Source organism: Bacteroides sp. B1-V-101 (genome assembly GCF_023656585.1).
Lineage (GTDB): Bacteria > Bacteroidota > Bacteroidia > Bacteroidales > Bacteroidaceae > Bacteroides > Bacteroides thetaiotaomicron.
Window position 1 is genome coordinate 35,020 of the sequence record NZ_JAMOKH010000025.1, and the last position, 14,926, is coordinate 49,945.

General features: G+C 44.7%; 9 protein-coding genes. 6 read left to right on the forward strand and 3 right to left on the reverse strand.

Features of this window, described 5'->3' with window-relative positions; all coding sequences use genetic code 11:
• Positions 1-647: 647 nt before the first annotated feature.
• The 5 genes from NBH01_RS17610 (at position 648) to NBH01_RS17630 (ending at position 8,918) form a co-directional block, all read left to right on the forward strand.
• Positions 648-1,637, forward strand: coding sequence for a GSCFA domain-containing protein (locus NBH01_RS17610; RefSeq protein WP_008764326.1), 990 nt, complete (start codon positions 648-650; stop codon positions 1,635-1,637).
• Positions 1,613-4,162, forward strand: a complete 2,550-nt coding sequence (locus NBH01_RS17615; RefSeq protein ID WP_055229293.1) for a bifunctional UDP-N-acetylmuramoyl-tripeptide:D-alanyl-D-alanine ligase/alanine racemase — start codon at positions 1,613-1,615, stop codon at positions 4,160-4,162. Before NBH01_RS17610 ends, NBH01_RS17615 begins: the two co-directional genes overlap by 25 nt.
• A gap of 208 nt (positions 4,163-4,370) precedes the next feature.
• Positions 4,371-4,592, forward strand: a complete 222-nt coding sequence (locus NBH01_RS17620; protein ID WP_008760985.1) for a Sec-independent protein translocase subunit TatA/TatB — start codon at positions 4,371-4,373, stop codon at positions 4,590-4,592.
• Positions 4,593-4,598: 6 nt separating this feature from the next.
• Complete coding sequence (tatC, locus tag NBH01_RS17625) at positions 4,599-5,429, forward strand: twin-arginine translocase subunit TatC (RefSeq protein WP_008760986.1); 831 nt, start codon at positions 4,599-4,601, stop codon at positions 5,427-5,429.
• A gap of 114 nt (positions 5,430-5,543) precedes the next feature.
• On the forward strand, positions 5,544-8,918 hold the full coding sequence (locus NBH01_RS17630; RefSeq protein ID WP_225678974.1) for a DEAD/DEAH box helicase: 3,375 nt from the start codon (positions 5,544-5,546) through the stop codon (positions 8,916-8,918).
• Between the two features lie 370 nt (positions 8,919-9,288).
• On the opposite strand, the gene NBH01_RS17635 is transcribed toward NBH01_RS17630, so the two are convergent.
• The 3 genes from NBH01_RS17635 to NBH01_RS17645 all read right to left on the reverse strand — a co-directional run bounded on the left by NBH01_RS17635 (position 9,289) and on the right by NBH01_RS17645 (position 13,416).
• The gene (locus tag NBH01_RS17635; protein ID WP_008764329.1) at positions 9,289-10,806 is read right to left on the reverse strand and encodes an MFS transporter; all 1,518 of its coding nucleotides are present in this window, start codon (positions 10,804-10,806) and stop codon (positions 9,289-9,291) included.
• A gap of 259 nt (positions 10,807-11,065) precedes the next feature.
• On the reverse strand, positions 11,066-11,986 hold the full coding sequence (kduI, locus tag NBH01_RS17640; RefSeq protein ID WP_061474330.1) for a 5-dehydro-4-deoxy-D-glucuronate isomerase: 921 nt from the start codon (positions 11,984-11,986) through the stop codon (positions 11,066-11,068).
• Positions 11,987-12,018: 32 nt separating this feature from the next.
• On the reverse strand, positions 12,019-13,416 hold the full coding sequence (locus NBH01_RS17645; protein WP_061474329.1) for a PTS galactitol transporter subunit IIC: 1,398 nt from the start codon (positions 13,414-13,416) through the stop codon (positions 12,019-12,021).
• Positions 13,417-13,717: 301 nt separating this feature from the next.
• Here NBH01_RS17645 and NBH01_RS17650 point away from each other — a divergent pair, with 301 nt between their 5' ends.
• Positions 13,718-14,917 carry a glycoside hydrolase family 88/105 protein gene (locus NBH01_RS17650; RefSeq protein WP_225678975.1) on the forward strand — a complete coding sequence of 400 codons (1,200 nt, stop codon included), beginning with the start codon at positions 13,718-13,720 and terminating at the stop codon, positions 14,915-14,917.
• Positions 14,918-14,926: the final 9 nt, after the last annotated feature.

Below are 14,926 nucleotides of genomic sequence, written 5' to 3' on the forward strand. Positions count from 1 at the left end.
GCAAAAATACGAAAAAGAAAGCGGAAGCCCTTTCTTTTTACCTAAATTCTTATTGTTAAAGCGAAGTACGAGGGTGGAATGGCATTCGGTCGATGGTATATTGAAGTATGTGCCGTCGGGTTCCCGGAAGAACTGTAACTTTCTTTTTATTATGTGAAATGTGGATTAATATTACTAATCAAATGACATCTCTATTAGGGAAATAAAAGTTGCATGAAAAAAGAGAACATGAACTTGCAGAAACGTTCGTATCGTTATTAATAAATTTGATGATCGTTTATTATAGACGTGTCTTCCGTTTATTAGAAACTCTAAAATGAGATTTTGTAGGAAAAAGATTGAATTAATGCAACAAAAAAGGCTGCAAACTTCATAGAGCTTGCAGCCTTTGGGCTATATCAATCGTCTTATTCCTTAGTAAAATGAGAAGGAATAAGCTGTATTTGTTGTAATATGATACTGTATTTTATCCATGTTTTCTATTCTTTTATATCCGTTATTCATTGATTTTCTGTTTTCGGTCTACAAATATACAACATAAAAAGCCATTTGTCAAGTCTTGAATAGATTTGCGATTAAAATAAAGCGGAATATCGTATCTTTGTCGTACTTTTGCAAGAGAGAAACAATCGAAAGAAGGAGAATATATGGATTTTCAAACAAAGGTAGAACTACCGGCGGGCTTGCCGCCTGTCAGTCATGCGGAACGGATTCTTTTGATGGGGTCTTGTTTTGCAGAGAACATGGGCAGGTTGCTGGCAGAAAATAAATTTCGCGTTGACATGAATCCTTTCGGGATTCTCTATAATCCGCTGTCGGTCTCTACGGCTTTGGTGGAGATATTGAAGGGGAAGGTGTATCAGGAGAAAGACTTATTCCTATATAAGGAGTGCTGGCATAGTCCGATGCATCATGGCTTGTTCTCTGCGTCATCGCCGGAGGAAGTACTTGAAAAGATAAACACTCGCTTGTCGCAGGCCCACCGTTCGGTCCACGAACTTGACTGGCTGATGCTGACTTTCGGCACTGCCTATGTATATGAACAGAAAGAAACAAGGCAGGTAGTCTCCAATTGTCATAAACTGCCGGAGAGCTGCTTCAACCGCCGAATTCTTTCGGTAGATGAGATTGTGAACGAATATACTTCGTTGATAACCAGTATGGTGGCGCGCAATTCCCACTTGAAGGTCTTGTTCACGGTCAGCCCTATCCGGCATATACGTGACGGGATGCATGCCAACCAGTTGAGTAAATCGACCTTATTGCTTGCCATCGACCGCCTGCAACAGCTCTTTCCGGATCATGTGTTCTACTTTCCTTCTTATGAGATCGTTTTGGATGAACTGCGTGATTATCGCTATTATGCCGATGACATGCTTCATCCGTCTCCGTTGGCTGTCCGTTATTTGTGGGAACGCTTTTCGGAGGCCTTCTTTTCTGCCGAAACGAAGCAGGTGATCACTGCCATCGAAGATATTACTAAAGACTTGTCACACAAGCCTTTTCATCCGGAGTCGGAAGCGTATCAACGCTTTTTAGGACAAATAGTGTTAAAAATCGAACGACTTAACGGAAAATACCCGTACTTAGACTTTCAAAAAGAAACAGAACTATGTCATATACGATTGAATCCATAGCCGAATATATCGGTGCACGCCGTGTCGGAGAGCATGAAGCGACGATTGATTGGCTACTTACAGATAGCCGCTCTTTGAGCTTTCCGGAAGAAACCCTTTTCTTTGCTTTGCCCACCAAACGTAATAATGGTGCACGCTATATCTCCGAACTATATGATCGGGGAGTGCGCAACTTCGTGGTTACGGAAGAAGACTTTAAGAGAATGGAGAATGGAGAATGGAAAATGGAGAATGCTATGCAGCAGGATGGTGCGCAGCCTACTCCCAACTCTCGACTCTCCATTCTCGATTTCTCCAATTTCTTGATCGTGGCGAATCCTTTGAAAGCTTTGCAGAAGCTGGCCGAGGCTCATCGGGAGAATTTCAAGATTCCGGTAATCGGTATCACGGGCAGTAATGGAAAGACCATTGTGAAAGAGTGGTTGCATCAATTATTGAGTCCGGACCGCTGCATTGTCCGTTCGCCCCGCAGTTATAATTCTCAGATCGGCGTTCCCTTGTCCGTCTGGCAACTGAATGAAGAAGCCGAATTGGGCATTTTCGAAGCCGGTATCTCCGAAATGGGGGAGATGGGGGCCTTGAAGCGCATGATTAAACCGACTATCGGTATTCTGACTAATATAGGCGGTGCCCATCAGGAGAATTTCTTCTCATTGCAGGAGAAATGTATGGAGAAGCTGACACTCTTTAAAGATTGCGATGTGGTGATCTATAATGGAGATAACGAGCTGATCAGTAATTGTGTGGCAAAGTCGATGCTGACAGCCCGTGAGATTGCATGGAGCTGCAAGGATATCGAGCGCCCTCTTTATATCAGCAAGGTGACAAAGAAAGAAGATCATACTGTGATTGCTTACCGCTATCTGGATATGGATAATATCTTCTGTATTCCTTTTATAGACGATGCTTCCATCGAAAATGCGTTGAACTGCCTGGCAGCCTGTCTTTATCTGATGACTCCTGCCGATCAGATTACCGAACGGATGGCACGGCTCGAACCGATCGCCATGCGCCTGGAAGTAAAAGAAGGCAAGAATAGTTGTATACTCATCAACGATAGCTACAATTCGGACTTGGCTTCTCTGGATATAGCACTGGATTTCCTGGTACGCCGTTCGGAAAAGAAAGGACTGAAACGGACACTTATCTTATCGGATATTTTGGAGACAGGGCAGAGTACGGCTACGCTTTACCGTCGGGTAGCACAACTGATAAAGAGCCGGGGCATCAACAAGCTGATCGGTGTAGGAGCGGAGATTTCTTCGTGTGCCGCTCGCTTCGAAGGTACGCCGGAACGATACTTCTTCCCCGATACAGACGCCTTGCTAAGATCGGGCATTTTCAAAACCCTTCATTCGGAAGTCATTCTGATAAAAGGTTCCCGCGTATTCAACTTTGATCTGGTATCGGAAGAACTGGAACTGAAAGTGCATGAAACGATTCTGGAAGTGAACTTGGGTGCGATGGTTGCCAATCTGAATCACTATCGCTCCATGCTCCGCCATCCGGAGACGAAAATGATCTGTATGGTGAAGGCTGCTGCCTACGGAGCCGGATCATACGAGATTGCCAAAACATTGCAGGAGCATCATGTAGATTACCTTGCTGTAGCCGTTGCCGACGAAGGCTCCGAACTGCGTAAAGCAGGCATCACCTCCTCCATTATCATCATGGACCCCGAACTGACATCGTTCAAAACGATGTTCGATTATAAACTCGAACCGGAAGTGTACAACTTCCATTTGCTCGATGCACTGATTAAGGCGGCCGAGAAAGAAGGAATCACCAACTTCCCGATTCATGTCAAACTGGATACGGGTATGCACCGTCTTGGTTTTTCCGTCGATGAAATTCCGTTGTTGATCCGTCGTCTGAAAAGTCAGAATGCGGTTATTCCCCGGTCGGTATTCTCTCATTTTGTGGGAAGTGATTCGGCGCAATTCGACTTCTTCACCCGTCAGCAGATTGAACTGTTCGAGAAAGGTTCGCAGGAATTGCAGGAAGCTTTCTCACACAAGATTCTGCGTCATATCTGCAATACAGCCGGTATCGAACGTTTTCCCGGTGCGCAGTTTGATATGGTGCGTCTGGGGATAGGACTCTATGGGGTAAGCCCGATCGACAATTCGATTATCAATAATGTAAGCACGCTTAAGACTACGATTCTTCAGATTCGGGACGTGCCCGGAGAAGATACGGTAGGCTATAGCCGGATGGGACATCTGACGCGTCCTTCCCGCATTGCGGCAATTCCTATCGGGTATGCCGATGGCTTGAACCGCCATCTGGGACGTGGCAATGCTTACTGTCTGGTGAATGGCAAGAAAGCTCCCTATGTAGGAAATATCTGTATGGATGTCTGTATGATTGACGTGACGGATATCGATTGCAGGGAAGGGGACAAAGCTGTCATCTTCGGTGACGACCTGCCGATAACCACACTTTCGGATAAGTTGGGGACGATCCCTTACGAAGTGCTGACCAGCATCTCGAACCGTGTGAAGCGAGTCTACTATCAGGACTAAAGCGCAGGCGGTAAAAACAGAATTATATGTAGTAGAATAGTGAATGGAAGACTATAAAGGTTAACGATGGATAAATGGGCGGTAAATGATAACGGGTATACTTAAATTATTTCCCGTTTCCCGTTTATAGTTTCCTGTTTTTCTTTTATAGTCTGCCGTTTTTCTTTATATTTGCACCAACTAATAAACCTCTATAATTAATAAACATATGACAAACTTATTATTATTAGGCTTTTTGCCTAGTGGCTCTGAATGGATCATTATTGCTCTTGTTATTCTTCTCCTTTTCGGTGGTAAGAAGATACCCGAACTGATGCGTGGCTTAGGTAAAGGAGTAAAGAGCTTTAAAGATGGTGTGAACGAGGCAAAAGAAGAAATCAATAAGGCAAAAGACGAAATCGACGCACCGGCAGATTCAGCTAAGAAATAATAAGCAATGGCAGAAATGACCTTCTGGGATCATTTGGATGAGTTGCGTCGGGTACTTTTTCGTGTTATCGGAGTCTGGTTTGTATTGGCAATCGGCTATTTCGTAGCGATGCCTTATTTGTTCGACCATGTAATACTGGCGCCTTGCCATAATGATTTTGTATTTTACGACTTACTACGCTTTATCGGTCAGAAATTCGATTTGACTGATGAATTTTTTACGCAGGAGTTTAAGGTGAAGCTTGTCAATATCAATTTGGCAGCTCCTTTCTTTATACATATGTCGACAGCTTTCTGGATGTCGGTAGTGACGGCTATGCCCTATATTTTCTTTGAGGTCTGGCGTTTTATCAATCCGGCCCTTTATCCGAATGAGCGGAAAGGAGTCAGGAAAGCCTTGACCATAGGAACCGGTATGTTCTTTATCGGGGTGCTTATGGGATACTTTATGGTATATCCGCTGACACTCCGTTTCCTCTCTACCTATCAGCTGAGTTCGGAAGTCGAGAACATTCTGTCGCTCAATTCGTATATCGATAACTTTATGATGCTGATTCTCTGTATGGGACTGGCTTTTGAACTTCCGCTGGTGACTTGGTTGTTGTCTTTGCTGGGAGTCGTCAATAAGTCTTTCCTGCGCAAATATCGCCGTCATGCAGTTGTCATTATCGTAATAGCTGCCGCTATCATCACTCCGACGGGCGACCCGTTCACACTGAGTGTTGTGGCTATTCCGCTTTATCTGCTCTATGAAATGAGTATTCTGATGATAAAGGATAAGAAGGAAGTTCCTGAGTTGGAAGAAGAAGAGGAAGAAGAAGGCGTGGCAAAAGTCTGATAAGCCAATTATTTATCGTTCGTTTCCCCAAGTGTGTGTCAAAAGTCGATAGTAACTCAATTGAGGCTGACTTTTGACACACACATGTAATTTTTATAATATCCCTTTTGTCGTATGGAAAATGAAGGAAGAGAATCTTATGAAATTCTTTTAGCCGTTTGTAAGGCGGATCATTTGCAGCTGACTATTGGCTACAAACAGATGCGCGACTTGCTGGAAAGGCTTTGCCGCCTACATATGCACAACGGTAGTCTGCAGATGACCGATCTTTCCGCACGAATTAGTTTTGTAGCGGCCAAAGTGGGGCTTTCTGTAGCGGAGCAAAACAGACTGCATACCTTCCGACTGACCTCCAATGCCATTCTGAACCGACAACAGGAACCTACCCGCGAACACCTTCTGCGGGATGCGAAAACGCTGGCTTTCTTCATCCGTAAACTTTTTGAGGAAGATATTCCACAGGAACTGTATCGTTTGCTTCCCCGGACGGATGCAACTTATATCGTAGCTCCTCCAGCACACAAGCAGGTGCAGCGGATGCGCGTCTGTTTCCAGTATTCCGACGAGCAGTATCTGTATGTGACTCCTTTGGATGAAATAGCTGACGAACCGTTGCGTGTCCGTTACAATATTCCTCAGATCAATGAAGAATTTGCGGAAACCTGTCAGTTGCTCTGGCGCCATGCACAACTCAACTTGCTGGATGTCGCTGTTGACGAAGCAGGAATTCTGACCCCTTCGTTCATTGTCCTTGAACCGGATTATCTGCTTGATATCAGTTCATTGGCAGAATGTTACCGTGATTATGGACATCATCCGGCAAACTATTTCCTTTCCCGTCTTCAGCCGATAGAGAATGCACGCCCGTTGCTTTTAGGAAATATAGCCAACCTTTTCCTCGATGAGTGGATACATGCGGAAGGGGAGGTGGATTATCTGAAATGTATGCAGAAAGCTTTCCGGCGTTATCCGATTGAACTGGCTGCTTGTGCCGACCTGCGTGATCGGGAGAAGGAACGTCAGTTCTTTGATGACTGCAAACTCCATTTTGATCATATCCGTGAGACGGTGAATGATACTTTTCATGCCGCCGGCTACGAACTGGACAAGACGGATGCCGTGCTCGAACCTTCTTATATATGTGAAGCGCTCGGCCTGCAAGGGCGGCTCGACTATATGCAGCGCGATATGTCTTCTTTCATCGAAATGAAATCGGGAAAGGCTGACGAATATGCGATTCGCGGAAAAGTGGAACCGAAAGAGAATAATAAGGTGCAGATGCTGCTTTATCAGGCAGTTCTGCAATATTCGATGGGGATGGATCACCGGAAGGTAAAGGCTTATCTGCTCTATACACGCTATCCGTTGCTTTATCCTTCCCGTCCTTCATGGGCAATGGTCCGCCGTGTGATCGATCTGCGCAACCGGATTGTAGCGGATGAATATGGCATCCAGTTGCAGAACAGCCTGGAATATACGGCACAAAAACTGGAAGAAATAAAAGCCTCGGTACTAAACGAGCGGGGATTGTCGGGACGTTTTTGGGAGACGTATCTGCGCCCTTCTATCGATAATTTCCAGGAGAAGTTGAAATCTCTCTCCACTTTAGAGAAAAGCTACTTCTATGCACTCTATAATTTTATAACGAAGGAACTTTATACGTCCAAGTCCGGTGATGTGGATTATGAGGGACGTACAGGAGCCGCTTCTTTATGGCTTTCCACTTTGGCGGAGAAATGCGAATCGGGGGAGATCATCTATGATTTAAGAATTAAAGAGAATCACGCAGCCGATGAACATAAATCCCACCTGTTGCTGGTGCCGTCCGGAGAACTTCAGAGAACGGTGGCGGATGATGCGCAGCACACCCTCCCTAACTTCCGTCAGGGCGATGCCATCGTGCTTTACGAACGGAATGCGGATACGGATAACGTCACCAACAAGATGGTATTCAAAGGCAATATCGACTATCTGAACGAGAATGAAATCTGCATCCGTCTGCGTGCGACCCAGCAGAACTCTTCCGTACTTCCGTCTGATAGCCTCTATGCTATTGAGCACGATGCGATGGATACTACTTTCCGTAGCATGTACCAGGGACTTTATGCTTTTATGTCTGCTACAAAAGAGCGTCGTGATTTGCTGCTCTTTCAACGGGAGCCGCAATTTGATGTGGCATTGGATAAGCAGATAGCCGAAGCTGCCGATGACTTTACTCGTATTGCTTTGAAAGCGAAAGCAGCAAAGGACTATTTTCTGCTGGTAGGGCCTCCGGGAACCGGTAAAACGTCTTGTGCACTGAAGAAGATGGTCGAAACCTTTTATAAAGAGGAAGGAGCCCAGATTTTATTGCTCTCATACACTAACCGTGCCGTAGATGAAATCTGTAAAGCACTTTCTTCCATTCGTCCGGAAGTAGATTTCATTCGTGTGGGAAGCGAGCTTTCATGTGACGAGAACTATCGGGATCATTTGATAGAGAATGAACTTGCTACCTGTATGCGTCGTACAGAGGTTTGCGAACGTATTAACCGCTGTCGTATATTAGTCGGTACAGTAGCATCTATCTCCGGCAAACCGGAACTTTTCCGATTGAAGCATTTCGATGTGGCTATTGTAGATGAGGCTACTCAGATACTGGAACCTCAGTTGTTGGGTATACTTTGTGCCAAAGGGGAAAACGGGAAAGAGGGTGTTGGCAAATTTATCCTGATAGGCGATCATAAACAACTTCCGGCTGTCGTCTTGCAGAATTCGGAACAATCGGAAGTATATGATGAAGCCCTGTCTGCTGTCGGACTGAAGAACTTGAAAGATTCTCTGTTTGAAAGACTGTATCGCACAGCCCGTCAGCATACCGATGCCCATCGTACTTACGATATGCTCTGCCGTCAGGGACGTATGCACCCCGAAGTGGCTCTGTTCGCCAATCAAGCTTTCTATGAAGGTCGGCTGCTGCCTGTCGGACTGCCGCATCAACTGGAAGATTCCGGAAATATCAACCGGCTGTCTTTCTATCCTTCGCAGCCCGAACCGATGGGGTCTTCTGCTAAAACAAACCATTCGGAAGCAAAGATTGCTGCCCGTCTGGCCGCAACTGTCTATAAAGAACACTCGGAAGCATTTGATGCCTCCCGCACATTGGGGATCATTACTCCATATCGTAGTCAGATAGCTTTGGTCAAGAAGGAAATAGAAGCTCTCGGCATTCCCGAACTGAATCAGATATTAATTGACACTGTAGAACGTTTTCAGGGAAGTGAACGCGATGTGATTATTTATTCATTCTGTGTGAACTATCCGTATCAGTTGAAATTCCTTTCCAATCTGACAGAAGAAGACGGAATTCTGATTGACCGGAAACTGAACGTTGCCTTGACACGTGCAAGAAAACAGATGCTGCTGACAGGTGTGCCGACGCTGTTGGAGCGTAATCCACTCTATAAAAGTTTATTAAAATTAATAGAGAGCCTCCGGAATATTGCATAATTTTTGCAGACGTTAGTTTTTATTCTCTCTTTATGCAATTCATTAACACCTATTTGTTGAACAAACCCCTATCTTTGCAATACGTTTTTTTCATAGAGATTTAGATTTAAGGTTAGAAGAATTGTGGAAGTCGTGAGACTTCCCTTTTTTTCATCTTAACGTTTACTATCCTTCATTGTTTGAATGTGCAAGATATTTTGTAAAATAGTACAGGATGGCTATGAAGAATAAGTAAACCTAAAAAGCCTTCTTCGTGAGAAGAGGCTTTTTTGTTTTTGGAACTTTTTGAATAAATAATTGGTTAAAAAAACAGGAGGACAAACTCATGCTGAGTGCCCTCCTGTTTTTTATTCTATATAATTATATCGGATTAATCCAATACGATAGGCTTATATTTAGGAACCAGTGCTTTCATAATAACCCAACCGATCAGGTAAGCTACTGCGCATACGCAGAAGATTACAAAGTAACCGGCAGGCTTGCCTTCGAAGCCCATGAATGTCATCGCAGGATGTACAAACTGTGCTCCTTGTTCCAGTAGTTCTTTTGTCATTTCCACTTCTTTGCCGTCAACCATTGTCGTTCCGGAAGCATATACAAATAAGTTACCTGCCACTTTCTGAAGAATCATTGAACCGATACCACCGGCCATACCACCGATACCGGTGATACTTGCAATTGCTGTTCGGGGGAACATATCACCTACTGTAGAGAAGATATTGGCCGACCACGACTGGTGGGCAGCTCCGCCGATACCGATCAGGATCACGGGGAACCACGGAGAGAATGTTCCCAATGGCTGTGCCAGCAATACCACTAACGGGAAGAATGCGAAAATCAACATTGCTTTCATACGTGCCGCATAAGGGTTCATGCCGGTCTTGTTGATGAAGATAGTAGGAAGCTTGCCACCGTAGATGGATAACATCGTGATTGCGTAAAGCGTGAAGATAAGTCCCATTCCCAGAGGATCGGAAGTTTTGATACCGAATTGGGAGTTCAGGTAAGACGGGGTCCAGAACAGGAAGAACCACCATACACCGTCAGTGGTAAATTTACCGAAGACAAATGCCCAAGTTTGTTTGTAGCTGAAACATTGCCAGAATCTCATCTTTTTCTCGTCTTTCTCCTCTGTTTTCGGACCTGCACCGGCCTCATTCTGGTCTTGTTCGATATATTCAAGTTCGGCTTTGTTTACGTGCTTGCTCTTTGAAGGAGCATCATACATAAATACCCAGAAGCCCATCCAGATAAAACCAAGTCCACCAATAACGATAAACGCCATTTCCCAGCCGAAAGCTTTGGCAAGGATAGGAATGGTGAGCGGAGCGATCAAGGCACCGATAGAAGCACCGGCGTTGAAGATGGAAGTAGCATAAGCACGGTCCTTCTTCGGGAAGTACTCGGCAGTTACTTTAATAGCAGCGGGGAAGTTACCGGCTTCTCCGAGAGCAAGTATACAGCGTGCAGCCAGGAAGCAGTACATACTGACAGTAGCGATGGTTACCACCACGTCTCCGGTAGCTCCGGCAAGTTCGGCAGCACTGTGCAGTCCTACCTGTGCTTCTGTTACAATACCACAGACTGCGTGCAGACAGGCACCGGCAGACCATACGCCGATAGCCCAGAGGAATCCTTTCTTCGTTCCCATCCAGTCCACAAAGCGACCGGCAAAGAGCATACATATTGCGTAAACAATAGAAAATACGGAAGTGATAGTACCGTAGTGTGATTCATCCCAGTGAAATTCCGGTTTGATAAATTCATCCCAGGTGAGCGATAGTACCTGGCGGTCGAGATAGTTAACTGTAGTAGCAAAAAATAGCATCGCACAGATCGTCCATCTGTAGTTTGTCATTTTTTCGCCTGTTTTTTGAAATGCATTCATGATAATGGATTTAAATAGATTTTGATTTGCTGACAAAGGTCGGTATTTCAGCTGGATTTTTTTTGTAATAATTGGTCAAAATCATGTATAATTCGTTGCATTATACATATTATTTGTACATAGTAATGTATTATCGTAACAATTTGGTCTCTTTGGGGGAAGAATATGACAAATCCGGAAAGCTTCATTCCTTTCCCGTTTCGAGGAAAGAATGAAGCTTTTCGGATCACTTGATATGTACTAAAGAGCTGCGCAAAGATTAGCGCATTTCTATATATTTGATCTTATCCATGTCGCCATAGTCAAGATTTTCACCGGCCATACCCCAGATGAACATATAGTTGCTGGTTCCGGCAGCTGCGTGGATAGACCATTCCGGTGACATGATAGCTTGTTCGTTCTGCATCCATACGATGCGTTCTTCCTGAGGTTCGCCCATGAAGTGGCAGATGGAGTTGCCTTCCGGCACGTTGAAGTAGAAATATGCTTCCACACGGCGACTGTGAGTATGTGCCGGCATGGTGTTCCATACACTACCCGGTTTCAGTTCAGTCAATCCCATTTGCAGTTGGCAAGGACCTTCTTCAAGTACGTTGTTAACAATCAGTTGGTTGATAACGCGGTCGTTGCTTTCTTCCATCTTTCCTGCCGCGAAAGAGTTTGCTTTCAGAGAACCTTTGCGTCCGTCGATAGTGATCAACTGAGTTTTGTACTCCTTGTGAGCAGTAGCGGAGTTGATATAGAATTTTGCAGGTTTGCTGGCATCTTTACTCTTGAAAGTAACTTTCTGCTTGCCTCTGCCTACATACAATGCATCTTTGAAGTTCAGCGTATATTCCTTGCCGTCAACAGTTACGATACCTTCGCCGCCAATGTTGATAACACCCAGTTCGCGACGTTCGAGGAAATACTTAGCTTTCAGCGGATCGATAGTTTCAAGTACCAGCTCTTTTGTTGCAGGTACGGCGCCACCGAAGATGAGGCGGTCGTACATGGAATAAGTCACGTTGATTTGATCAGGAACCATTACTTTTTCCATCAGGAAGCTACCACGCAGGCGGTTTGTATCATACGTTTTCACGTCTTGCGGATTGCAAGCCACCTGCATCTTGTAATTTACCTGGGCAGAAGCAGACATAGCTGCGATACCCATCATCATTGCAATTGCTAATTTTTTCATCTTTCGAATCTTTATTTGGATTATACTTATATTTAATCGTTAGCTGCGTTTTTCGCATCATTTCTTTTCATGCGGATGCGATTGTAGACTGCCATTCCCAGTGCAAGGGCTACGAGGATGGCAGGACCGACAATCTTCAGACTGTAAGTCAGATGGAAGATACCCCAGCAGAAGAGGCTGGAAGCAAAGTCGAGCGCTCCGCCTTCGAAGCCGGTGGGGATATTTACTGTCGGGTCACCCGTAGCGGCATATACGTCTTTGGCAGCCATCGTGAAGAATCCTGCCAGTTCTGTTACGAAGTACAGACCTACGATCAATGCTACCAGTCCGATGATGAATGATTTCACCACATTACCTTTGGTAATAGGCAGAATCATCGGGAATAGGTAGAACATACCGGCCAGAGAAGCCAGCGGTAAGAAACGGTTACCCGGAAGGATCACTGCAAGGAAGATAGTAACCGGGATCAAAAGCAGGGATACAACCAGCGTTGTCGGGTGGCCGATAACAAGTGCAGGGCTCATACCGATGCTCAGGCCTGTATTACTCTTATATTTTTTAGCGATGAGTTCTCGGGTTGCATCAGAGATAGGTTTCAAACCTTCAATGAAAAGGCTGGTGATACGTGGAATCAACTCCATAACCGCTCCCATTTTGATACCCAATCCAAGGATACCCGGAATGCCGTCCAGTACTTCTTTCCAACTGGCACAGCCCAAAGCTCCGATACCGCAACCAATCACGATACCCAGGAATAACGGTTCACCCATCAGACCGAATTTCTTCTTCATTCCTTCAGAGTCGATATTCAGTTTGTCGAATCCCGGAATTTTATCTAAAAGCTTGTTGATTACAATCGCGAACGGAACGAAGCTCTGGCAGAAAGGCTGCGGGATAGAGATACCGTCCATCTTATCATAGAACTTCTGAAAAGCAGGAGCAGTCATGTCTGCCATTACCAATGTTATAATGTAGCAAATGATAGCGGCGAAAAATCCCCAGAAAATACTATCGGAGGCGAAGTATACGATAGCCCCGATAAATGCGAAGTGCCAGTAGTTCCAAAGGTCAATATTAACAGTACGGGTTGTTTTGGTCAGCAGCATTAACAGGTTTACTCCCAGACAAACAGGGATAATGAAAGCGCCGACCGAGGTATTATAGGCAACTGCTGCTGCCGAAGGCCATCCCATGTCGAAAATACCGAGTTCCAATCCGTAGATTTCTACCATTTTACTTAATGCCGGACCAAGACTACTGGTCAACAAGGCTGTGACTACAGATAAGCCGACGAAACCGACTCCCACCAACAAACCGCTTTTGAGCGCTTTGGGGAGTTTAATACCGATACATACTCCTAAAATTGTGAAAATGATCGGCATCATTACTGCCGCTCCCAGACCGATAATGTACTTGAATACTTCTTCCATTCTGTTCTATTTTTTCTCTGTTTTTAATGATAAATTACTGTGTTTCCCCAGAGGGTATTAGTTGTAAACCGTGCCAAAAGTACGACCTTTTCCGCTTTATTCCAAAACGAAACTCTTAATTTATCAGTTAATGCATCAAAAATGGACATTTTTGACGTTTACGTGCACAAAATTAGTCGTTTCCGTGCACGAAAAACAAAAAATACACCTTCTTAACTAAAAAATCCCACTCTGTTTGGAGGAAATACACTACTTTCGTAGCATGAAAAAATAGCATGTATAATCCTTAAAACAATAAACCATGAGACGAAGCTCTTTTTATAAATTTTTGATATTAGTAATAATAATGTCAAGCACCATTTCACTGTCGGCGCAGCAGGTGGATGAAAAACTGCCTTGGTCGGTGCGGATGACTGAATCGGAGATGATTCGTTGCCCGGAATCCTGGCAGCTCGATTTTCAGCCCAGACTGAAATGGGACTATTGCCACGGACTGGAATTGGGGGCGATGCTTGATGTATACGATACTTATGGAGACAAGAAAATACGGGATTATGCAATTGCTTATGCAGATACGATGGTGCATGAGGATGGAAGTATTACTGCATACAAATTGACCGATTACAGTCTGGACCGTATCAATTCCGGAAAAATCCTGTTTCGTATCTATGAGCAGACCAAGGATGAAAAGTATAAGAAGGCATTAGACTTGCTCTATAGCCAGTTTGCCGGACAACCTCGTAATGAAGACGGAGGATTCTGGCATAAAAAGATATATCCGCATCAGATGTGGCTGGACGGACTTTATATGGGAGCTCCTTTTTATGCAGAATATGCTTTCCGTAATAATCGCCCGCAGGATTATGCAGACGTCATAAATCAGTTTATTACCTGTGCCCGTCATACGTATGATCCGAAGAATGGTCTTTATCGTCATGCGTGTGATGTAAGTCGCACGGAGCGCTGGGCCGATCCGGTGACAGGACAGTCAAAACATTGTTGGGGACGTGCATTAGGCTGGTATGCGATGGCGTTGGTAGATGTGCTTGATTTTATTCCGAAGCATGAGGCCGGAAGAGATTCGTTGCTTGCAATCTTGGATAATGTAGCAGTTCAGGTAAAGAAACTGCAAGACCCGGAGACCGGTGGATGGTATCAGGTGATGGACAGAAGCGGTGACAAGGGTAATTATCTGGAATCATCCTGTTCGGCAATGTTCATATACAGTCTGTTTAAAGCCGTACGTATGGGATATATCGATCCGTCTTATCTGGATGTAGCAAAGACTGGTTATGAAGGTTTTCTGAAAAATTTCATTGAAGTGGATAAAGATGGAGTGGTGACTATAACGAAGGCCTGTGCAGTAGCAGGGCTGGGAGGGAAGGTTTATCGTTCCGGCGATTATGACTATTATATAAATGAAACGATCCGTAATAACGACCCGAAAGCAGTAGGACCATTTATTATGGCGAGTCTGGAATACGAACGTTTGCAAAAGTAATTTCGATCG